This window comes from Clostridium sp. MCC344, from assembly GCF_018785365.1.
Taxonomy (GTDB): Bacteria; Bacillota; Clostridia; order Lachnospirales; family Lachnospiraceae; genus Pilosibacter.
In genome coordinates this window covers 45,607-65,553 of the sequence record NZ_WQPQ01000039.1, presented here as the reverse complement: position 1 = coordinate 65,553, position 19,947 = coordinate 45,607, and the positions used below count along the sequence as shown (strand labels likewise).

20 protein-coding genes are annotated in these 19,947 nt (G+C 51.2%); all 20 read right to left on the bottom strand.

Annotated features, from left to right (window positions below; genetic code table 11):
* Positions 1-6: 6 nt before the first annotated feature.
* Positions 7-249, bottom strand: a complete 243-nt coding sequence (rpsP, locus tag GPK90_RS11270) for a 30S ribosomal protein S16 (protein ID WP_015554336.1) — start codon at positions 247-249, stop codon at positions 7-9.
* 77 nt (positions 250-326) lie between these two features.
* Positions 327-1,691, bottom strand: a complete 1,365-nt coding sequence (gene ffh, locus GPK90_RS11265; RefSeq protein WP_118529801.1) for a signal recognition particle protein — start codon at positions 1,689-1,691, stop codon at positions 327-329.
* An 18-nt stretch (positions 1,692-1,709) separates the two neighbouring features.
* Positions 1,710-2,051, bottom strand: coding sequence for a YlxM family DNA-binding protein (ylxM, locus tag GPK90_RS11260; protein ID WP_015554334.1), 342 nt, complete (start codon positions 2,049-2,051; stop codon positions 1,710-1,712).
* A 168-nt stretch (positions 2,052-2,219) separates the two neighbouring features.
* A complete protein-coding gene (locus tag GPK90_RS11255; protein WP_118297955.1) occupies positions 2,220-2,639 on the bottom strand; it encodes a twitching motility protein PilT in 420 nt (139 codons plus the stop codon).
* 20 nt (positions 2,640-2,659) lie between these two features.
* Positions 2,660-2,887, bottom strand: coding sequence for a hypothetical protein (locus GPK90_RS11250; protein WP_215703014.1), 228 nt, complete (start codon positions 2,885-2,887; stop codon positions 2,660-2,662).
* Positions 2,888-2,909: 22 nt separating this feature from the next.
* Complete coding sequence (locus GPK90_RS11245) at positions 2,910-3,878, bottom strand: D-alanyl-D-alanine carboxypeptidase family protein (protein ID WP_215703013.1); 969 nt, start codon at positions 3,876-3,878, stop codon at positions 2,910-2,912.
* Positions 3,878-4,273 (bottom strand): methylglyoxal synthase, encoded by a 396-nt coding sequence (locus tag GPK90_RS11240; protein ID WP_118297952.1) that lies wholly within the window; start codon positions 4,271-4,273, stop codon positions 3,878-3,880. The genes GPK90_RS11245 and GPK90_RS11240 overlap by 1 nt, the downstream gene beginning before the upstream one ends.
* Positions 4,274-4,284: 11 nt before the next feature.
* A complete protein-coding gene (locus GPK90_RS11235) occupies positions 4,285-5,415 on the bottom strand; it encodes an FtsW/RodA/SpoVE family cell cycle protein (RefSeq protein WP_118529795.1) in 1,131 nt (376 codons plus the stop codon).
* A gap of 3 nt (positions 5,416-5,418) precedes the next feature.
* A complete protein-coding gene (minE, locus tag GPK90_RS11230) occupies positions 5,419-5,703 on the bottom strand; it encodes a cell division topological specificity factor MinE (RefSeq protein ID WP_118297950.1) in 285 nt (94 codons plus the stop codon).
* Positions 5,704-6,495: a septum site-determining protein MinD gene (gene minD / locus GPK90_RS11225; RefSeq protein WP_118297949.1), complete on the bottom strand. Its 792-nt coding sequence runs from the start codon at positions 6,493-6,495 to the stop codon at positions 5,704-5,706.
* A 230-nt stretch (positions 6,496-6,725) separates the two neighbouring features.
* Positions 6,726-7,391, bottom strand: coding sequence for a septum site-determining protein MinC (locus tag GPK90_RS11220; RefSeq protein WP_215703012.1), 666 nt, complete (start codon positions 7,389-7,391; stop codon positions 6,726-6,728).
* A gap of 115 nt (positions 7,392-7,506) precedes the next feature.
* Positions 7,507-10,386 carry a penicillin-binding transpeptidase domain-containing protein gene (locus GPK90_RS11215; RefSeq protein ID WP_215703011.1) on the bottom strand — a complete coding sequence of 960 codons (2,880 nt, stop codon included), beginning with the start codon at positions 10,384-10,386 and terminating at the stop codon, positions 7,507-7,509.
* Positions 10,379-10,909, bottom strand: coding sequence for a rod shape-determining protein MreD (gene mreD / locus GPK90_RS11210; RefSeq protein WP_346011246.1), 531 nt, complete (start codon positions 10,907-10,909; stop codon positions 10,379-10,381). Before mreD ends, GPK90_RS11215 begins: the two co-directional genes overlap by 8 nt.
* On the bottom strand, positions 10,902-11,747 hold the full coding sequence (gene mreC, locus GPK90_RS11205) for a rod shape-determining protein MreC (RefSeq protein ID WP_118297945.1): 846 nt from the start codon (positions 11,745-11,747) through the stop codon (positions 10,902-10,904). Before mreC ends, mreD begins: the two co-directional genes overlap by 8 nt.
* Entirely contained in the window at positions 11,744-12,451 is a 708-nt protein-coding gene (radC, locus tag GPK90_RS11200; RefSeq protein WP_118297944.1) for a RadC family protein, read from the bottom strand. Before radC ends, mreC begins: the two co-directional genes overlap by 4 nt.
* A 110-nt stretch (positions 12,452-12,561) precedes the next feature.
* Positions 12,562-12,813 carry a DUF4321 domain-containing protein gene (locus tag GPK90_RS11195; RefSeq protein WP_118297943.1) on the bottom strand — a complete coding sequence of 84 codons (252 nt, stop codon included), beginning with the start codon at positions 12,811-12,813 and terminating at the stop codon, positions 12,562-12,564.
* A gap of 110 nt (positions 12,814-12,923) precedes the next feature.
* A complete protein-coding gene (locus GPK90_RS11190; protein ID WP_118529789.1) occupies positions 12,924-14,204 on the bottom strand; it encodes a methionine gamma-lyase family protein in 1,281 nt (426 codons plus the stop codon).
* Between the two features lie 11 nt (positions 14,205-14,215).
* Positions 14,216-15,166 carry a tRNA (adenosine(37)-N6)-dimethylallyltransferase MiaA gene (miaA, locus tag GPK90_RS11185; RefSeq protein WP_118529787.1) on the bottom strand — a complete coding sequence of 317 codons (951 nt, stop codon included), beginning with the start codon at positions 15,164-15,166 and terminating at the stop codon, positions 14,216-14,218.
* Positions 15,166-17,265, bottom strand: coding sequence for a DNA mismatch repair endonuclease MutL (mutL, locus tag GPK90_RS11180; RefSeq protein ID WP_215703010.1), 2,100 nt, complete (start codon positions 17,263-17,265; stop codon positions 15,166-15,168). Before mutL ends, miaA begins: the two co-directional genes overlap by 1 nt.
* 34 nt (positions 17,266-17,299) lie before the next feature.
* Positions 17,300-19,933, bottom strand: a complete 2,634-nt coding sequence (gene mutS / locus GPK90_RS11175) for a DNA mismatch repair protein MutS (protein WP_215703067.1) — start codon at positions 19,931-19,933, stop codon at positions 17,300-17,302.
* Positions 19,934-19,947: the final 14 nt, after the last annotated feature.

Here is a 19,947-nt window from a genome sequence, read left to right as displayed (position 1 = left end):
CCTCGATTACTGGATACCGGCTGCCTTTAAGAGCTTAGCAACAGTCTCAGTCGGCTGAGCGCCTGTTCCTAACCACTTCTTAGCTGCTTCCTCGTCGAATTTGATGGTGCTCGGCTCTGTGTTCGGATCGTAGTATCCAACCTCTTCGATGAAGCGACCGTCTCTCGGGGAGCGGGAATCTGCAACGATAATTCTATAGAAAGGAGCCTTCTTCTGACCCATTCTTCTTAATCTCATCTTAACTGCCATGACAATTTCACCTCCTTGGTTTTTTCGTTTATCAGCCATGCGGGAATCGCATTTGCCTTCTTATCATAATGCGGTACTTAGAATGGTAATTTCATCTTTCCAAGCATACCGCCCAGTCCGCCAAGCCCTTTCCGCTTTCCGCCTCCCATCATTCCAGGAAGCTGCTTCATGAGCTTTTTCGACTGTTCAAACTGTTTGACGATCCGGTTCACCTCGGCAATATCTACTCCGGCGCCCTTCGCGATCCTCTGTTTTCTCGACGGATTCAGGAGTGACGGGTTCGCCCGCTCTTCCTTCGTCATTGAGAGAATGATCGCCTCCACTTTATCCATGGATTTCTCGTCTATTTCAACATTTCCCTTCATCTGGGCCATTCCCGGCATCATGTTCAAGATGCTGTTCATTCCGCCCATCTTTTTGATCTGGCGCATCTGATCCAGGAAATCGTTAAAATCAAATTCTGCTTTGCGAAGTTTCTGGCTCATTTCTTTTGCCTTCTCTTCGCTCACCTCAAACTCGGCTTTCTCAATCAGGGAAAGGATATCACCCATTCCAAGGATTCTCGAAGCCATACGGTCCGGATAAAACTGTTCCAGGTCAGAGAGCTTCTCGCCCATACCGACGTAGAGGATCGGTTTTCCCGTCACGGCACGGATCGATAACGCCGCACCGCCTCGTGTATCACCGTCAAGCTTTGTTAAGATCACGCCATCGACGCCGATCTTGTCATTAAAGCTTCCGGCAACATTCACTGCATCCTGACCGGTCATCGCGTCGACAACGAGGATCGTCTGGTCGACATTGACTGCTTCTTTGATGTTGACGAGCTCATCCATCATGGACTCATCGATCTGAAGACGTCCTGCCGTATCGAGGAATACAAGATTCATGCCTTCTTTTCTGGCATGTTCCACAGCGGCTTTTGCGATATTCACCGGATTCTGGTTATCTCCCATTGTGAAGACCGGAACTCCGACTTTCTCACCGTTTACCTGTAACTGCTTGATCGCAGCAGGACGGTAGACGTCGCAGGCCGCAAGAAGCGGCTTTCTGCCTTTTGCCTTGAACTTTCCGGCAAGTTTTGCCGTAGTCGTTGTTTTACCTGCGCCCTGAAGACCGATCATCATGATGACCGTGATCTCATTCTGGGGCTTTAAGGCAATCTCTGTGGTCTCGGAACCCATCAGTTTTACGAGTTCTTCGTTTACAATTTTTATTACCATCTGTCCCGGAGTCAGGCTCTCTAAGACATCCTGTCCGATCGCTCTCTCCTGTACAGAACTGATAAACTGTTTAACAACTTTAAAACTTACGTCGGCTTCCAGGAGAGCCATCTTGACTTCCTTCAGGGCAGCTTTTACATCCGCCTCTGACAGTCTTCCTTTGCCTCTTAAGTTTTTAAAGACATTCTGTAATTTATCGGCTAAACTTTCAAATGCCATGAAAACTCTCCCTCTGGCTTACAGCTTCCCGATCTCTTCGGAAATCGCTTCGATCCTGTCGATCAGGGATCGGTCGCCGTCCTTTTTATATTGGCCAGCCAGTTCCTTAATCTCTTCTACCATTTTCTTTGTCTGGTTGAATTTCTCGACAAGCTTCAGTTTTTCCTCGTATCCGGAAAGAATCTTGTCACAGCGCTTCACCAGGTCATGCACGCCCTGTCTGCTGATTCCCTGTTCTTCGGCGATCTCGCTGAGGGACATGTCATTAAATACCACATCTTCATATACACGCCGCTGGTGCTCCGTCAGGAGCTCTCCATAGAAATCATACAGAAGACCCTGTGCTACAATTTTTTCCATATCAGGTCACCTGCGATATCATACTATAAACGGTGATGGTTGTCAAGTGTTTTTGCTTGACATTTTATTTATTTTTTTCGCAGCGTAGAATTTCCGGCTTATAAAACATAAACACCCGCCATCAGGCAGGTGTTTATGTACTCTTACTTATAGGAAGGAGCGATTGTTTTATAATGCTACCAGCACCATATCTTTTGCAGATTCCGGAAGTTCTTCACCATCCATGGATACGCTTAATACAAAGTTTACATGGTACTTTGTACTGATCTGATCCAGCTCTGCGAGAGTTGCAGTGATATCTTCTCCCTCAAGACCGGCGAGCTTTAAGAAACTGTCAAGATACATAGCCTCGAGATCGTGATCCTGGGAAATAATTCCGCAGATGAAACCGATAAAGCCTTCAGCCGTACTTACGGAGAACTCAGCCACGTTGATTAAGCGGATCTTGTTGTTAAGCTCGTACATATGTTTCGAACTTTTATCAAGGTAAACGATTGAACCTTTTGCCTCTTTTACAGCTGTGTTAGCCATGTCAAGTAAATATTTAGTTTTTCCTTTTCCCTTCCGTCCTGCGATGATCTGAACCATAATGCACTCCTCCTTGGATTTTATATATTTTGTATAAAAAATCTCTTGTTTGTAAATTTATTATAGACTATTTGCTGAAAATTTGCAACCATTATTTCTAAATTTCGAAATAATTTCATACAAAAGCAGAATGTACTTCCAACACCGGCAGAATCTGCTGTCGACAGTTCTTTACGGTTGCCCGGGAGTAAAAACAGGACATGAAAACCTTCGGATCCCCCGAAAACTTTCATGTCCTGTTCATTCACGTATTCTTCCTCCTGTTTTCTGCTACCGGTCGATCTTCTCCATGATCGTCGACATATCCGAATAGAGGGCATCGCGGCTGTCCGCATGCATCACGACAGATGCGTACTCTTTCCCGTCCGCGTCCTTCTCCCCCATGATCAGGCAGTAGCCCGCCGCCTGGGTGGTTCCGGTCTTTCCTCCGAATACGGAGAGTCCATCCGGCATTTCCCTCTTTCCGAGCATGTAGTAATTGCTGACACTCCAGGATGCGGTTTTATCCGATCCGTCCGCCCCTTTATAGGACGCCGTGTATGTCTTCGTTCCGATAATATCCCGGAACTTCTCATACTTTAACGCCTCATGGAACATCAAATAAAGGTCGTAGGCGGTCATATAGTGGTCCTCGTTCGTCAAGCCGTTGGCATTTGCAAAATGCGTCCCTGTGGCACCGATCCGGGCTGCTTCCTCGTTCATCATTTCAACAAATCCTTCGATCGATCCGCCCATATGAACTGCGATCGCGTTTGCCGCGTCGTTTCCCGACGGGATCAAAAGACCATAAAGAAGCTGCTCCAGTGTCAGCTTATCTCCGGGAACAACCCCCGCCATGGAGGAACCGCTCTCCGTGATTACCGACTCCTGAGGAACCGTCACCATATCTTCAAGATTTCCATATTTCAGGGCGACAAGCGCCGTCATAACCTTCGTCGTGCTGGCAGGATTTCTGCGTTCAAAAACATCCTGCGCAAATACGGCATTTCCCCCATCGAGCGGAAATACCCCGGCAGACTGCGCTGTGAGTGTTCCGTCTCCGTCGATCCCATCCGTTACCACCGCCAGGTCTGCCGCAAAGCCGTCCGCCGTTCTTCCGCTGCCTGAAGATGCGAACGTCTCGATCCTCTGATCCAGGGCGTAAGTATTTCCCGTATCTGCAAGTCCGGCGCAGCCAGTCGCGCCAAGAATCAGGCAGAACCCCACGATCCCCGGGATCCATCTTTTCTTCTTACTCATTACTTATACATCTCACGCCACTCAAGATCTCCGCGATCCAGAGCCTTGATCAGAAGCTCTGCTGTCGCAAGGTTTGTCGCAAGCGGGACGTTGTGGATATCGCAGAGTCTCACCGCCTTGTTGACATCCGGCTCGTGGGACTTCGGTGACAGCGGGTCTCTCAGGAAGATCACAAGATCGATATCATTGTTCTCGATCTGTGCTCCCATCTGCTGCTCCCCGCCAAGGTGGCCAGGAAGGAATTTATGGATATTTAAATTTGTGACTTCCTCAATGAGTTTTCCGGTCGTTCCGGTCGCATAGAGGTTATGTTTACTTAAGATCCCTTTATACGCGATACAGAAGTTCTGCATCAGTTTCTTTTTGGAATCATGCGCGATCAGTCCAACATTCATAAGAATACCTCCTAGAATTCCAGTTTATTTTGCTGCAGTCCGACGTTTAAAAGAACGCCGATGCCGATATAAAGACTTACCAGAGAACTTACACCATAACTGATAAATGGAAGCGGAAGTCCGGTATTCGGGAAAATCCCGGTGGCAACCGCAATGTTTGTAAATGCCTGGAATCCAACGAGAGCAGCCATCCCCGTACAGAGGAGCTTTCCGGTCAGATCTCTCGTTCTCCCTGCCATTCGCAGGCATTCAAATACGAAGAGAAGGTAGAGGACCAGCACAAGCATGCAGCCCACAAACCCCATCTCCTCACCGATCACGGCAAAAATAAAATCGGTGTGTTCCTCAGATAAGAAATTTCCGTTTTTTACGGAAATGGCCGTCTCGTTGAGCAGACCTTTTCCATACAGCATTCCCGATCCGATCGCCATCTTTGAGTTATCCTGCTGGACATTTAAGTCTGCGAATTTTCCCGGATTGATGAAGGCGAGGATTCGGTTTACCTGATATCCTGTCAGGAACGGAACAGCGCCCCGCTCAGCAAGAAATACCGTGAGTGCCAGCCCCGGGATCCCAACAGCAGCCGCGCCGATGATCCACTTATAGCTAAGTCCTGCGACAAAGATCAGGCATACAATAATGAACACGATAACGATACTCGTGGACAGGTCCGGCTGTTTCATAATGAGAAGCAGCGGAACCGCAGCAAAAGCCCCGACGATGATCAATGTGCGGGGATCGTTGATCTTCTCCTGATTTCGCTGCAGAAACCAGGAGAAGAAAATGATCAGACCGATCTTAACAAATTCCGACGGCTGGAAGCGTCCGATCACAGGAAGTGTGATCCAGCGTCTCGCACCCGTTCCGGCTCCTCCAAACTGTCCTGCGACAATGATCGCCAGCAGGATCGCCACACAGGCAAGATAGATCACGCCGGTACAGCGCATCAGTTTGTGGTAATCCATCAGAGCCAGGAAGATCATGATCACCAGTCCGCCAAAAAGGCCGATCAACTGGCGGTTGATATAGCTTCTGTCTCCGTTTACCGCACTGTTGATCACAAGAAGCCCGATCACATTTAACGCCAGGGCGTAGAACAACAGACGGAAATTGAAGTTTTTAAAATTGTATTCTGAAAGCATGTATTAAAATGTCCCCTTAACCAGCAGTTCCCGAACCGGAACACTGGCATACAGGACCGGGAGCTTTTCTCCCGCCTTTCTCTGATCCATGTGGATCACCTTGACCTCCAGTTGTTCCGGATCGATCATCATATATCTTGATATGACTTTTATCATGTCGTTTTTTAACATCTCCAGGATTTCCGGCGTACATCCGGCCCGGTCCGCAATCAGCAGAAATTCAAGCCGTTTTTTCGCGATACTTCCGGAATTTCTCCCTGTCAGGATATGGAACAGTCTCTTTTTCATTTATGCCCTCTTTAAGAGGCCGCTAAACATATGGAAGAATCCTTTGTTTTTCTCAAGCCCCATAAGCGGCACCTCCTGACCAAGTATCCGCTTACAGATGTTAAGATAAGCCTGTCCGGCAAAGGAATTCATTCCCACCAGAGGTTCCCCCTGGTTCGTGGAGATCACGATCTCCTCATCGTCCGGGATCGCGCCGAGGATCGGGATTCCAAGGATATCCGTCACATCTTCCATCGACATCATATCCCCCCTCCGGACCATATCCATCCGGATCCGGTTCACGATGAGATCCATCTTTGAGATTTCTTCCGCCTCCAGCAGGCCGATGATCCGGTCTGCGTCACGGATCGCCGATACCTCGGGAGTCGTGACGACAAAAGCACGGTCCGCTCCGGCAATGGCGTTTTTAAATCCCTGCTCGATCCCCGCAGGACAGTCTAACAGTACATAATCACACTCTTCTCTCAGATCATCCACCAGCTTTCGCATCTGACCGGGAGTCACGGAGGACTTGTCCCTGGTCTGGGCGGACGGAAGTAAAAACAGGTTCGGATATCTTTTGTCCTTTATCAGTGCCTGCTTCAGACGGCAATTCCCCTCCACGACGTCCACAAGGTTGTAGACGATGCGGTTCTCCAGTCCCATCACCACGTCGAGATTCCTGAGACCGATATCTGTATCGATCAGGATCACTTTCTCCCCGAGCATGGCAAGTCCTGTACCGACATTCGCTGAGGTCGTCGTCTTGCCAACACCCCCTTTTCCGGATGTAACAACAATGACTTCACTCATAAGAATATCCTCCTGTATTAAGTTATGAATGTACTCGCATCTCCTCTGTTTTCAGAGATTGATACCGGATTGGCAAAAGCTCAAAAATTTTCCTGCGGGCAGACCTGCACCCATTTTCTGATCTTTGCCCCTGGTACCACAAGATATATTTTACATGAAAAAAGCAAAAAATTCCAGTAAAAAATAGATTTTATAAAAGCTTTATAAAAGGAAACTGATACGGACCTCTTTTATATAAAATTCAGCGCACTCAGAAAGCTCTTTTTGATCGGTTCTTCGACAACTTTTCCGTTCTCAGAGAGGATCATCATCGGACCGCGCCCAAGATGGCGTCCTTTCTCCGCTTTTTTCAGGGAAAGTCCCGCGATCCGGACCGATATCGGTGCCATCTCAAAAGCAACGATCACCGCATCCTCATTTCCGCAGATCCCCGCATGGGCCGCCCCGCGGAGCGCTCCTAAAATGATGATGTTCCCTTTTGCGCTGACTTTTGCTCCTTTTTCCACATCACCGATCACCACGATGCTGGCCTCTGATTCCAGCTCGTCCCCGTCCCGGAGATTCCCTTTATAAAACTGACCTGTGAGGGAAGACAGCTCCATCAGTCTCTCATTGAGTGCTTTCTCACATTTTCTCGTCCGGTTTCCGTCCGTGTCGAGAAGACACAGCACCTCGATATCGGAATTTTCCGTGATCGTCTGCACAACACGGTACTCTTCCTCCGGAGTCAGGTCCCGTCCCTCCAGGGTCAGCGTCATCTGGGCAGCTCCCCAGAATTTCGCCGTCGCCTTGAACTTCTTTGCAATCGCCTGAAGAACTTTCTCAAAATCCAGGTCTTTCTCCAGATAAACCGCCATTCCGGCTTTATTTCCCTTGATTACGACAGCTTCTTTCATCTTGAAATCCCCCTTTTATGTAACTTTGACAGGTGCGCCAGACCGCCGGTCCGTCAACGCCTTACAGCCCGGCAGTTTCGCCGGGCTGCAGCATTTTGTCTGTGCAGTGCGCAGACTAGTCTCCGATCTCTACGTTCGAAGAGTTCAGCGCACTGTTATTCAGAATGTAATTCAGGTCTGTATATCCGTAGTAGAACCGGTAAATATTTTTCGCCGCCGTCGCCGCGTTGGAGGAAGAATATCCGTATGGGATATTCACCGTCACCGCGATCTCCGGATTCTGGTATGGAGCAAAGGAAACGAAGAACGCGTGGTTGACGCGGTGTCCATTTTTTATCTCCTCGGCAGTACCCGTCTTACCTGCGATATCGACTTCCAGGTCACTGAAGATCTTCCTCGCAGAACCATCCGAGATTACACGGCGCATTCCGGTGTGGACAGCGTTCCATGTGGAATCTTTGACGTCGATGGTCGAACGTACTTCCGGTGTGAAATCTTTTAAGAGATTTCCCTGGGAATCCGTCATCTTGTCGAGCAGACTGAGTTTGAATACCGTTCCCTTATTGGCAACTGCCGTGATATATCTGGAAAGCTGGATATTGGAGTAAGAGTTTTTACCCTGTCCGATCGAAGATGCCTCCGGTTTCTCCGTCGTCATCTGCGGCTCTCTCTCAGCAATCTCGATTCCGGATGTCTCATCGAGTCCGAACATGGACGCATACTTTCGGATCTTCTCGATACCGAATTCCGGTGAATAGTTTCCGTTTTCATCCATGGAGAGGCGGTGTCCCATCTCAGAGAAGAACACGTTGCAGGAGTTCTGGATGCCGTGGACCACATCGAGAGGTCCATGCTGTCCCGGGTAGATCCAGCAGCGCAGCGCCGGTGTGATCTCCTTGTAGATACCGGTACAGTTCACCGTATCATTCAGCCCGATCACGCCTTCCTCAAGAGCCGCCACCGCGATGATTGGCTTGAAGGTCGATCCAGGCGCCTTCTGTGCCTGTGTGGCATTGTTAAAGAGCGGCAGGGACTGATCGTTATTTAACTTGTTGTAATACTCCGCATCCACGGTTCCGGAGAACTTGTTGTTGTCGTAGCTCGGGTAGGTCACGAGTGCCCGCACCTCACCGGTGTTGACGTCCGTGATCACGGCACTGGCAGAACATGGGTCCAGGGCAAGCTGGGCAGGTGTGATCTCGATATCGGAGATCTTGTTTCTGATAAACTGGAATGCGTACTCATCTCCGCCCGCCTCCAGCATCTGGACTTCATTCTCGTCGTAAGCCAGAATATTCTGGTCATAGAGGGCGAGGCAGAGTTCCTTTCCGGACACGGTGCCGTTATTGACAAGGTAGCGGAAGATCTTCTTCGTGAACGCCGCATCGTTCTGCAGGTCATCCATCACATATTCCACGATCGTCTGGTAAATACTGTCCGCATCAGAGTATCTGGACTCGATCTTCAGCTTTGTCGTGTCGATCCAGCTCTCCGCGATCCCGTCGTACAGGTAATCCCTGAGGCTGATGGAATCGTTCTTCCATGCGTTGTATGTGTCAGACTCCTGGTCGATCTTGTCTGTCTGTATGATCCCACGGTCGGAAAGCAACGTATAGATATACTGCATGTAGGCAAACATGTCTTCCGGCAGGTCTGCCATCTTTCTCGCGGATCCATCCGTGAGCTCGCTCCGGATCTGTGCGAGGATCTGTTCTCTCGACTGGCTGTACTTCGCATAGATGTTTTTCTCTGTCTGGGACGCCTCCGGCGCGGAAAACGCTGCAAGGTCCAGGACATTGTTGTTGATCAGCTGGTAGTAGACATCCTTCACAGGGATCGGGATATTTGCCGCCTTCTTGTAATCGTTGTCATCAAGATCACGGTTCACGAGCTTGTCCGTGATGATACCGGCAAGCTGCTGCTCCAGAATATGATACACACCGATCTGGAGATCCCGGTCCAGTGTCAGGTAGATGTCATGTCCTGCCTCCGGCTCTGTTCTCTTAACGACTTCAAGGATCCGTCCCATACTGTCCACATACATAGTCTGGGAACCCTTCTTTCCCTGAAGCTCCGTCTCCATGGATGCCTCGATCCCGGTCTTTCCGACAAGGTCCGTCAGCTCATAGTCCGGATTCGTCTCCCGGAGTTTTTCGAGCTCATCATCCCAGACTTTTCCGATGTATCCGATGATCGGTGCAAAATAAACGCTGTCATTGTATACACGGATCGTTGATTCCTCGATGCCGACGCCTTTTAAGTTCGCGGAGTTTTCGAGAACATCCGTCATCGTCTCCTTGCTGACGTCAGAGGCGATCGTGGTGGACTCATATTTCCGGTACGCGGTGAGTCCCATCGTATAGCGGATATTGATGATCCCGAGAGCTTCCTCATCGGTAAGTTCGATCGGGTTGTCATTGTCATCCTTCAGCTGGTCCAGACCGTAATATTTTACCCTGGCGTCAAAGACTTCCCTGGCCGTCACATCGGACGGATATTTTCCATCCGCGTCATCCAGTTCATCCGTCTTTTTTAATCCGTAATAGTCGCTCAAAAAGCGTTTTCTCGCCGCCTCGCTGGTGGTCGTGAAGATCATATTCCCGGAGGAGTCATAACCCACGGAAAAATCTCCTTCCACGTTCTCGCCGTGACGGTTTAAGATCCGGACAAGCTCCAGGAGCATCCGGTTTCTGTCGTTGGATCTTTTGTAATCTCCGTTATCCTGAAGCGTCACATTGTACGACAGTTTATTATATGCAAGAAGATTCCCGTTTCTGTCATAAATATTTCCGCGGGTACCGGCAAGACTGATCTTTTTTTCCGTCTTTTCCATATAGTTTTCCTGGTACTGCTCTCCTTCCATGATCTGAAGATTGAACAGGCGCATGCCAAGGATCGCGTACAGCCCCACAAATACCACCGCCAGGATCACAAGTCTTGACGACAGCAGCTTTTTCATAAACTCTTTCAGAATTTCAGAAAAATCGTTAAACAATCGTTGTGTCTCTCCTTTTTTCCATCTCTTCCAGTCTGCGGCTGATATAGAGGAACAGCCGGTACAGGATCAGTGTTGTCACCACGGTGAAGATCGTCTCCGGCAGGATAATGTTGATGAAATAATAGCCGAAATGTAATCTTCCCCGCACCAGGAAGCCGAATACATAAAGATAGAAATTATAAAACACTTCGTTCAGCGCTGAAAGCACCAGCGGCAGCGTAATATAGTCCTCATAATAATACTTCGTGCAGATTCCGTTTACATAGCCCATCCAGATAAAGATCAGCGTGTGAAATCCGAGCGGACCTCCGGACGAGAGGTCCATCAGAAGTCCCGCGATCAGTCCGTATCCCATCCCCCAGGCACTTCCCCGGATAAACCCGAAGGAAAAGACAAGGATCACCATGAGATTCGGATATACCGCCAGGAACGGCAGCAGCGGGAAAATACAGGTCTGCACGATAAATGCCAGGATCACCAGCAGAAAACTCGCGATGATCCGCTTCATATTGCTATTCATTGATCTCCGGCCCCGCATCCTTTAAGTCTGTGATCACCAGGACCTCCTGAAGTCTGTCGAATCTCGCGGCAGGGATCAGGTATCCCGATTTCGTCAGGTTGTCGTTGTAATCCACCGTGATGTCCGTCGCATACCCCACGAGGATCCCCGGCAGGAATTTTCCGCTGATATTGGAAGTGACGATCATGTCGCCATCCTTGATATCATCGTCCTTTTCCATATAGGAAAGCTTTAACCGGCCGTCTTTAAACAGCTGAAGATCTCCCGCGACGATACAGGAATCCCCGGACTGCTGCGCCATGGCGCTCACACGGCTGGAGTCATCGATGATCGAGCGGACTGTCGCGTAGTTCGCTCCCACATCTGTGACGATACCGACAAGACCGCCTCCGGCGATGACGTTCATATCCTCTTTGATCCCGTCATCGGATCCTTTGTCGATCCGGAATACGGAAAACCAGGAACTCGAGTCTTTTGCGATGATACGGGCACCGATCTTATGGTACTGCATATATTCCTGATCCAGTTCATAGAGACTTCTGAGGCGCTCCAGCTCGAACTGTTCCGAGCGGAGTCTCGTATTTTCCTCCGTCAGCTCATCCACTCTCGTCTTTAAGGTCTCATTCTCTGCCAGAGCCGTCTTCAGTTTTCCGACGCTGCTCAGTTCATTGTAGAGTCCGCCGCCGACCCTGTTCACACCGGACTGGATCGGCACCAGCACATATCCCACCGCGGTCCGCAGCGGATTTAAGATGCTTCCCCTGATCGTCGTAATACCGATCATACAGATACAGAGAAGCGACAGTCCAAATAGAAAATATTTCGTATTGTTTTTCATGTTTCAAAAATTCCCCGTTCTCTCAGGCTCACATAGGAATTATCTCCGATAATGATATGGTCCAGAAGCGGGACTCCCATGAGCTTTCCTGCTTCCATGACACGTTCTGTAAAGAGGCAGTCCTCCCTGCTCGGCGTCGGATCCCCGCTTGGATGGTTGTGGAGCAGAATGATCCCGCAGGCCCTGGACCGCAGCGCCTCGATAAAGATCTCCCGCGGCGTCGCGCAGGAGGCATTCACCGTTCCGATCGAGACTGTTGTATCCTTTAACAGAATGTTCTTTGTATTCAAAAGCAGAAGTTTCAGATTCTCCTGTTCCAGATGGCGCATTTCCTCCATATAGAATGCAGCCACCTTTGACGGCGCATCAAAAACGACTGTCTTTTCTGATGCCGCCGTTTTCCAGATCCTCGCCGAAAGTTCTCCGACGCACGCGAGCTGGATCGCTTTCACTTCCCCGACCCCGCGGATCTCTTTATAATCCTCCACGGCGCCATGCAGGAGTCCCGCCAGCCCCGGTGGATTTCCGGAATTCAGAATCTCCTCCGCCATCTCCCGCACCGGGATATTCTTTGTCCCGGATCGCAGGATCACGGAGAGGAGTTCCGCATCAGAAAGCGACGCCGGGCCTTTCTCCAGCACCTTCTCATAAGGGCGCTCCGAGACCGGCAGCCCCTTCATCGTCTTTCCACATTTCTTTTCCATACTGACATCCCGCCTTTCCGATCTCTCCAGGTACACGGTGCGGCAGATATCCCCTTTTTGTCATCCGTACATTCCCCGGCTGACAGAAGTTTCCCGGAAAACAGATCTTCCTACAGGAAACGGTAGATCAGGATCGCAACGATCACGCCGATGATGCTCGCCATCGTGATCCGGATGCTGAGTCCGAACGTGATCACAAGGATCCCGAGGTTTAAGACGAGCGGATCGTTCAGTCCGAACGATTCCCCGAAATTTAACCAGGAAAGTCCCGGCACTCTCGCTGTCATCTCTCCGATAAAGCCTCCAAGAACGATCCCGGAAAGCAGAAGGAGAAGCAGGACCCAGGAGCTTTTACTTTTCATACTGTTGATTCCTCCCGATCGCCGGGACCGCATAGCAGTCCCGGCACTTTATGCACAGAAGTTTAGCATATTTCTGGCTCAAAAACAATGAGTTAAGAAAAAGTTCACATTTACAATGTCACGATACCAGCATCGACTAATTTCTGCAGGGACATCAAAATACCGAGTTTTGCGTGGAACCAGGTAAGTCCTCCCTGGAAGTATACCGCATACGGCGGCTTGATCGGACCATCGGCGGAAAGCTCGATGGAGGATCCCTGAACGAAGGCGCCTGCTGCCATGATGACGTCGGAATCGTATCCCGGCATCGCCCACGGTTCCGGAGTCACAAAGCTGTCCACCGGCGCTGCCGCCTGGATGCCCTCACAGAATTTGATCACGCCTTCCGGTGTGCCGAAGGTGATCGCCTGGATGATGTCGTGACGGCTCTCCGTTCCGTTCGGAACGACGCCGAATCCAAGCTTCTCATACACATTTGCAGCAAAGATCGCTCCTTTCAGTGCTCCCGCAACAACGGTCGGGGAGAGGAACAGTCCCTGATAGAGAGACTGGCTGACGCCAAGGCTGGCGCCGACCTCTTTTCCGAGTCCCGGAGCTGTCAGACGGTATGCCGCTCTCTCCACACAGTCCTTCCGTCCGACGATATAGCCGCCGATCGGGGCAAGTCCGCCGCCCGGGTTCTTAATTAAGGAACCGACGATCATGTCCGCTCCTACATCCGTCGGCTCCAGTTCCTCGACAAACTCCCCGTAGCAGTTATCGACCATGCAGATCACATCCGGCTTGATGGACTTGATAAAGGAGATCAGTTCGCCGATGCGCTTTACGGATAAGGTCGGTCTCGTCGCATATCCCTTGGAGCGCTGGATCTCGATGAGCTTTGTGCGCTCGTTGATCGCTTTTCTGATGTTCTCGAAGTCGAAATCTCCATTCGGAAGAAGATCCACCTGACTGTAGGTGATGCCGAATTCCTTTAAGGAGCCGACGGAATCACGGATCCCGATGACTTCCTCCAGCGTATCATACGGCTTTCCGACCGGGGAGAGGATCTCATCGCCCGGGCGGAGATTTCCGGAAAGGGCGATGGTAAGCGCGTGGGTTCCGGAGATCAGCTGCGGCCGCACAAGGGCATCCTCACCATGAAATGCTTTTGCGTATACTTCTTCCAGCGTGTCACGGCCAAGGTCATTGTAACCGTAACCGGTCGTTCCGGCAAAATGAATATCGCTGACTCTCGCCTCCTGCATGGCTTTGATGACCTTCAGCTGATTGTACTCCGCTGTTTTATCGATCGCCTCAAAGCGGTCATGCAGACTCTTTTCGATCTCTCTTCCGTAATTTAAAACTTTCTCAGAGATTCCAAGCTCTCCGTACATCTTTGTAAGTTCCATGTCTTCTCCTTTTACTTTATCACGATTCCTCTGTCCTGCAGATCTTTTAACATCCACGCGAGGATCTTTTCTCTGTCAAAATCAAAGTTCCCCTGGTCCACCCAGGTCACTTCTTTTTCCCTCTTAAACCAGGTAAGCTGGCGCTTCGCGAAATGTCTCGTGTCGCGCTTGATGATGTAGACGGCCTCATCCAGAGAGATCGTCCCGTCCAGGGCATCCAGGATCTCCTTGTATCCCAGCCCCTGCATGGATACCATCTCCCTCGTGCAGCCCATCTCTTTCAGTTTTTCCACTTCCGCCAGCAGCCCGTTCTTCATCATGAGGTCCACCCGCAGGTCGATCCTCTCATACAGGCGGCCGCGGTCCATGTTGAGCACATAGTAGGCAAAATTGTAGGGCGATTCCTTTTTGCGCTCCGCCTCGTTGTGGGCGGAAATCTTTGTCCCGGTCTTTTTATAAAACTCCAGGGCGCGGATCACACGCTTTACATTGTTCTCATGGATCGCCTCCGCTGATTCCGGATCCACTTCCTTTAACATGTCGTGGAGAGCGGAAGCTCCTTTCTCTGCCGCCAGGCGCTCCAGCTCCTCCCGGTATCCCGTATCCCCGTCGTTTTCCGTGAAGTCGATGTCATTCACCAGCGCCTGGATATAAAATCCAGTCCCTCCGGCGATGATCGGGATATGCCCGGCCGCGTAGATCTCCTCCATAGCCTCTTTCGCGAGTTTCTGGAATACGACAACGTTAAATTCGTCCCACGGGTCCAGAACGTCGATCAGGTGGTGGCGGACACCGTCCATCTCCTCCTTCGTCACCTTCGCGGATCCGATATCCATGTGGCGGTACACCTGCATGGAGTCGGCGCTGATGATCTCCCCGCCGATCTTTTTCGCGAGTTCCACGGAGAGGGCGGTCTTTCCGGACGCTGTCGGCCCGGTGATTATGATCAAAGGCTTTTTCATCATACGATCCTCTTGAATTTCTTTTCCATCTCATATTTGCTGATCGCAACGATCGTCGGTCTCCCGTGCGGGCAGTTATATGGATTCTCCAGTTTTAACAGTTCATCGATGAGCTGATCCGCCTCCGCGAAGGACAGCTCGTTGTTTCCCTTTACCGCAGCTTTGCAGGACATGGTGGCGATCCGGTCGTAGACGGACTCCACATTCTTCCCCATGCTGTCGTCGGAAAGGCCATCGATGAGCTCCATCAGGAGATCTTTCTTTGCCAGGGAGAACAGGTTGTCCGGCACTGCGCGCACCGCGTACTCATTTCCGCCGAACGGTTCGATCTCGAACCCGATGTCCGTAAACACCTTCATGTGGCGCTTTAAGAGGTCCGCCTCCTGAAGGGAAAGTGTCAGGATGATCGGCGGGCTTATGAGCTGGGAAGTGTACTCTCTCGTCTTTAATGACGCAAAATTCTTCTCAAAGAGCACTTTCTCGTGGGCAGCATGCTGATCGATGATATAGAGGCTACCGTCATATTCCACGAGCCAGTAAGTCTCAAAGACCTGCCCGATCAGGCGGTGGCGCTTTCTCGCAGATTCCGAGAGGAGACGGTTGTCGAACATCTCCATCTGGGTCGGCTGGAGGTCTTTTGTTTTTTCCGCCCGGGGTGTGATTCCCGGCTGGTCCTGTTCAGACCGTACTTCCTGACTATCTTTTCTGTCCGCAGAGTCAGCACTCTTTGTCACGGCACCGGAAATTCCGGCTCCCGGAGGAAGCGCTCCCACTTTTCTTTCTGCCGGATCCATTCCAGGAAGACCCGCCATGATATGCTCTGCCGTCTGTCCGGTCGATTGTCCGGCCGCCGGCTCCGGTTTCAGTTCCCTCGTGAGCGGCTTCGGAGGCAGGATCCATTTGCTCTCCTGCTTCTTCTCCCCGTAGGTCGGGCGTTCTTCGCGGATGCCCATCGCCTCCATGCGGCGGTGTTCAAACGGCTCCGGTCCATGGGCGTTTTTCGCCACCGTATTCATTCCGCTCCCCGGCACCGGATTCCGTGCCACGGCAGCTTCTTCCTTTGCAAGCTCGCGCTCTTCCTTTTCCGACATAAGACTCACATTCGGGATCAGCTCTTTCCCGGAAAGCGCGTCGAGAACCGCCTGCGAGATCACTCGGTACATATTCTCGCCGTCTTTGAATCGAAGCTCCATCTTCGAAGGATGAACGTTCACATCGATATACTCCGGCTCCACCGTGAGGTGCAGCAGCGTGAACGGGTATTTATGCTGCATCATATAGCTCTTGTACCCATCCTCGATCGCTTTGGAGACGAGTCCGCTCCTGATATAGCGCCCGTTGATAAAATAATTCTCAAAATTCCGGTTTCCCCGGGCGATCACCGGCTTTCCGATAAAGCCCGAGATCTTCACGATCCCGGTCGACACCTCGATCGGAAGAAGGTTTGCCGCGATCTCCCGCCCGTAGACCGTGTAGATGATGTCCTTCAGGTTGTGGTTTCCCGAGGTGTGGAGACGGCTCTGGTTGTTCACGATGAGCCGGATCGAGATCCCCGGGTGGGACAGGGCGATCTTTTCCACGAGATCCGCCACATGAGCGCCCTCCGTGGCCTCCGTCTTTAAAAATTTCCGCCTTGCCGGCGTATTGAAAAAGAGGTTTCTGGAGATAAACGTGGTCCCCTCCGGTGCGCCGATCTCCTCGAGACCTTTCTCCTCACCGCCTTCGATCCGGTATCTCGATCCGGTGAGACTTCCGGAGGTTTTTGTGATCAGTTCCACCTGGGAGACTGCCGCGATACTGGAAAGCGCCTCACCGCGAAATCCCAGGGAAGACACGGTAAGAAGATCTTCTGCCGTCCGGATCTTGCTTGTCGAGTGGCGCAGAAAAGCCAACGGCAGTTCTTCCTTTTTGATCCCGCAGCCGTTATCCGTGATCCTGATAAACCCGATGCCGCCCTGGCGGATCTCCACAGTGATCGCCGTGGAACCGGCGTCGATGGCGTTTTCCATTAACTCCTTCACCACGGAGGCCGGCCGCTCCACGACCTCGCCCGCGGCGATCTGGTTGATCGTACTCTGATCCAAAACCTGAATCGGCATAGTCTCTCTCCCTCTCTTTCTTTTTCAATCCCTGCTACTGCCAGCGGTTTTTCAGCTTCGTCTGCAGCCGGTACAGGGTATTTAACGCATCGATCGGGGTCATGCTGGAAAGCTCCAGATCCCCGAGTTCTTTTATAATGTCATCGTCCTTCACGGTATCAAAGATCGACATCTGGTTGAGATCCACCTCGTCCGGCTTCGCCACCGCCTTATGCTGCGGGGACGCGCTCATCTGGGCAATCTCTTTTGCCTGGGCTGTGATATCGGCGCTCGCGAGCTCCTCAACAAGCTCCTTCGCGCGGGCGATCACCGGCTCCGGAACACCCGCGAGTTTCGCGACCTGGATTCCGTAGCTCTTATCTGCCCCGCCCTTTACAATCTTTCTGAGGAATACGATATCATCCCCCTGTTCCTTGACGGCGATACAATAGTTGTTGACACCGCTGATGGTCCCCTCAAGCTCCGTGAGCTCATGATAATGGGTCGCAAACAGCGTCTTCGCGCCGAGGATCTTCGGGTTGCTGATGTGTTCGATGACTGCCCAGGCGATTGAGAGACCGTCAAAGGTACTCGTGCCGCGGCCAATCTCATCGAGGACGAGGAGACTGTTCTTCGTGGCATTTCTTAAAATATTTGCAACCTCCGTCATCTCGACCATAAAGGTACTCTGTCCGGATGCCAGGTCATCGGAGGCGCCGACTCTCGTGAAGATCCTGTCACAGATCCCGATGTTCGCCTCGTCAGCCGGAACAAAGCTTCCGATCTGCGCCATGAGGACGATCAGTGCCGTCTGTCTCATGTAAGTGGATTTGCCCGCCATGTTCGGTCCCGTGATGACGGCGATCCGGTTCTTTCCGTTATCCAGATATGTGTCGTTCGCGACGAACAGGCTGTCTTTGATCATCTTCTCGACAACCGGATGACGGCCGTTTTTGATGTTGATCAGTCCTTTTTCGTTGATTTTCGGCTTCACGTAGTTATTCCGCATGGACACTGTGGACAGGGAGGTAAAGACATCAATGCCCGCGATCGCTTTCGCAGTGTTCTGGATCCGCAGGACCTCCGCAGCGATCTTATCGCGCACATCGCAGAACAGATCGTATTCCAGAGTGTACAGGCGGTCCTCCGCACCCATGATGATGTCTTCCAGCTCTTTTAACCGGTCTGTCGTGTAGCGCTCCGCATTTGTCAGAGTCTGTTTGCGGATAAAGTAATCCGGGACCAAGTCTTTGAAGGAGTTTGTTACCTCAAAGTAGTATCCGAACACCTTGTTGTATTTGATCTTTAAGTTCTTGATGCCGGTCTTTTCCTTCTCCTCGGTCTCAAGATCCGCCAGCCATGCCTTTCCTTCCGTCTTTGCCTTCCGGTACTTGTCGGCTTCCTCGCTGTATCCGTCCTTGATGATGTTTCCCTCACGGAGCGAGATCGGCGGCTCATCGACGATGGACCGGTCAATGAGTTCGTAGAGATCCCGCAGCGGATCCAGATCCTCGTTCATTTTCTTTAAAAGCTCACAGGAAAACTCCCCGAGAATATCTTTGATATACGGCAGCATCTCCAGGGAATTCTTAAAGGAAAGAAGGTCCCTCGGGTTTGCCGTCTTATAGCTGATCCGCCCCATCAGGCGCTCCAGGTCATAGACGGAATTCAGGTACTCCCGGATCTCCTCCCTGGAGATATAGTTCATGTTCAGCTCTTCGATCGCCTGCTGCCGGCGCTCGATCTCCGTCTTGTCGATCAGCGGCTGTTCGATAAAGGAGCGGAGAAGTCTCGCCCCCATGGCCGTCTTTGTCTTATCGAGGACCCAGAGAAGGGAGCCTCTCTTCTGTTTTTCACGCAGAGTCTCCACAAGCTCCAGATTTCGTCTTGTGGAGGTATCGATCATCATGAACTGTCCCGTTGTGTACGGTGTAATCTTCGTCAGATGGGACAGGTCATTCTTCTGCGTCTCATAGAGATACTGAAGGACCGCACCGGATGCGATCATTCCATTCTCATAATCTCCGAGTCCAAGTCCCTCGAGACTCATCACATGGAAATGCTCTTTTAAGATCTTCCTGCAGTCATCATCCGAGAAAAACCGGTTCTCCAGTGCCGTCACGGCAAAATGATACCGCTCTTTTAACTCATCCATATCAAGTCCGGACATGAAGAGTGCCTCATTGCACACAAGCTCCGACGGCGTGAACTTGTTGATCTCATCGAGAAGCGCCCGCTCGCTCGTCACCTCCGTGACAAAAAAATCGCCGGTCGTGATGTCGACCGTCGCAATCCCGTAATTGTTTCCGGTATACACAACTGCCATCAAGTAGTTGTTCTTTGTCTCGTCCAGAGCCTGGGAGCTCGTGATCGTTCCCGGCGTCACAACGCGGATGACTTCACGCTTTACAAGACCTTTCGCGAGCTTCGGATCCTCCATCTGCTCCGCGATCGCAACCTTATAACCTTTCTGGACGAGTCTTGTGAGATAGCCTTCCACCGCATGGAACGGGACTCCGCACATCGGAGCCCGTTCTTCCAGACCGCAGTCCTTTCCCGTCAGTGTCAGCTCCAGCTCTCTCGAAACCGTCTTCGCATCCTCAAAAAACATCTCGTAGAAATCACCCAGCCGGTAAAAAAGGATACAGTCCGGATACTGCTTTTTTGTCTCGAGATAATGTGTCATCATTGGTGAAATCTGTC

What these genes read in the sequence shown, in the direction of transcription:
- rpsP (WP_015554336.1), bottom strand. Translation starts at nt 249, where the DNA reads ATGGCAGTTAAGATGAGATTAAGAAGAATGGGTCAGAAGAAGGCTCCT.
- ffh (WP_118529801.1), bottom strand. Translation starts at nt 1,691, where the DNA reads ATGGCATTTGAAAGTTTAGCCGATAAATTACAGAATGTCTTTAAAAAC.
- ylxM (WP_015554334.1), bottom strand. Translation starts at nt 2,051, where the DNA reads ATGGAAAAAATTGTAGCACAGGGTCTTCTGTATGATTTCTATGGAGAG.
- GPK90_RS11255 (WP_118297955.1), bottom strand. Translation starts at nt 2,639, where the DNA reads ATGGTTCAGATCATCGCAGGACGGAAGGGAAAAGGAAAAACTAAATAT.
- GPK90_RS11245 (WP_215703013.1), bottom strand. Translation starts at nt 3,878, where the DNA reads ATGAGTAAGAAGAAAAGATGGATCCCGGGGATCGTGGGGTTCTGCCTG.
- GPK90_RS11240 (WP_118297952.1), bottom strand. Translation starts at nt 4,273, where the DNA reads ATGAATGTTGGACTGATCGCGCATGATTCCAAAAAGAAACTGATGCAG.
- GPK90_RS11235 (WP_118529795.1), bottom strand. Translation starts at nt 5,415, where the DNA reads ATGCTTTCAGAATACAATTTTAAAAACTTCAATTTCCGTCTGTTGTTC.
- minE (WP_118297950.1), bottom strand. Translation starts at nt 5,703, where the DNA reads ATGAAAAAGAGACTGTTCCATATCCTGACAGGGAGAAATTCCGGAAGT.
- minD (WP_118297949.1), bottom strand. Translation starts at nt 6,495, where the DNA reads ATGAGTGAAGTCATTGTTGTTACATCCGGAAAAGGGGGTGTTGGCAAG.
- GPK90_RS11220 (WP_215703012.1), bottom strand. Translation starts at nt 7,391, where the DNA reads ATGAAAGAAGCTGTCGTAATCAAGGGAAATAAAGCCGGAATGGCGGTT.
- mreD (WP_346011246.1), bottom strand. Translation starts at nt 10,909, where the DNA reads ATGAATAGCAATATGAAGCGGATCATCGCGAGTTTTCTGCTGGTGATC.
- mreC (WP_118297945.1), bottom strand. Translation starts at nt 11,747, where the DNA reads ATGAAAAACAATACGAAATATTTTCTATTTGGACTGTCGCTTCTCTGT.
- radC (WP_118297944.1), bottom strand. Translation starts at nt 12,451, where the DNA reads ATGGAAAAGAAATGTGGAAAGACGATGAAGGGGCTGCCGGTCTCGGAG.
- GPK90_RS11195 (WP_118297943.1), bottom strand. Translation starts at nt 12,813, where the DNA reads ATGAAAAGTAAAAGCTCCTGGGTCCTGCTTCTCCTTCTGCTTTCCGGG.
- GPK90_RS11190 (WP_118529789.1), bottom strand. Translation starts at nt 14,204, where the DNA reads ATGGAACTTACAAAGATGTACGGAGAGCTTGGAATCTCTGAGAAAGTT.
- miaA (WP_118529787.1), bottom strand. Translation starts at nt 15,166, where the DNA reads ATGAAAAAGCCTTTGATCATAATCACCGGGCCGACAGCGTCCGGAAAG.
- mutL (WP_215703010.1), bottom strand. Translation starts at nt 17,265, where the DNA reads ATGCCGATTCAGGTTTTGGATCAGAGTACGATCAACCAGATCGCCGCG.
- mutS (WP_215703067.1), bottom strand. Translation starts at nt 19,933, where the DNA reads ATGATGACACATTATCTCGAGACAAAAAAGCAGTATCCGGACTGTATC.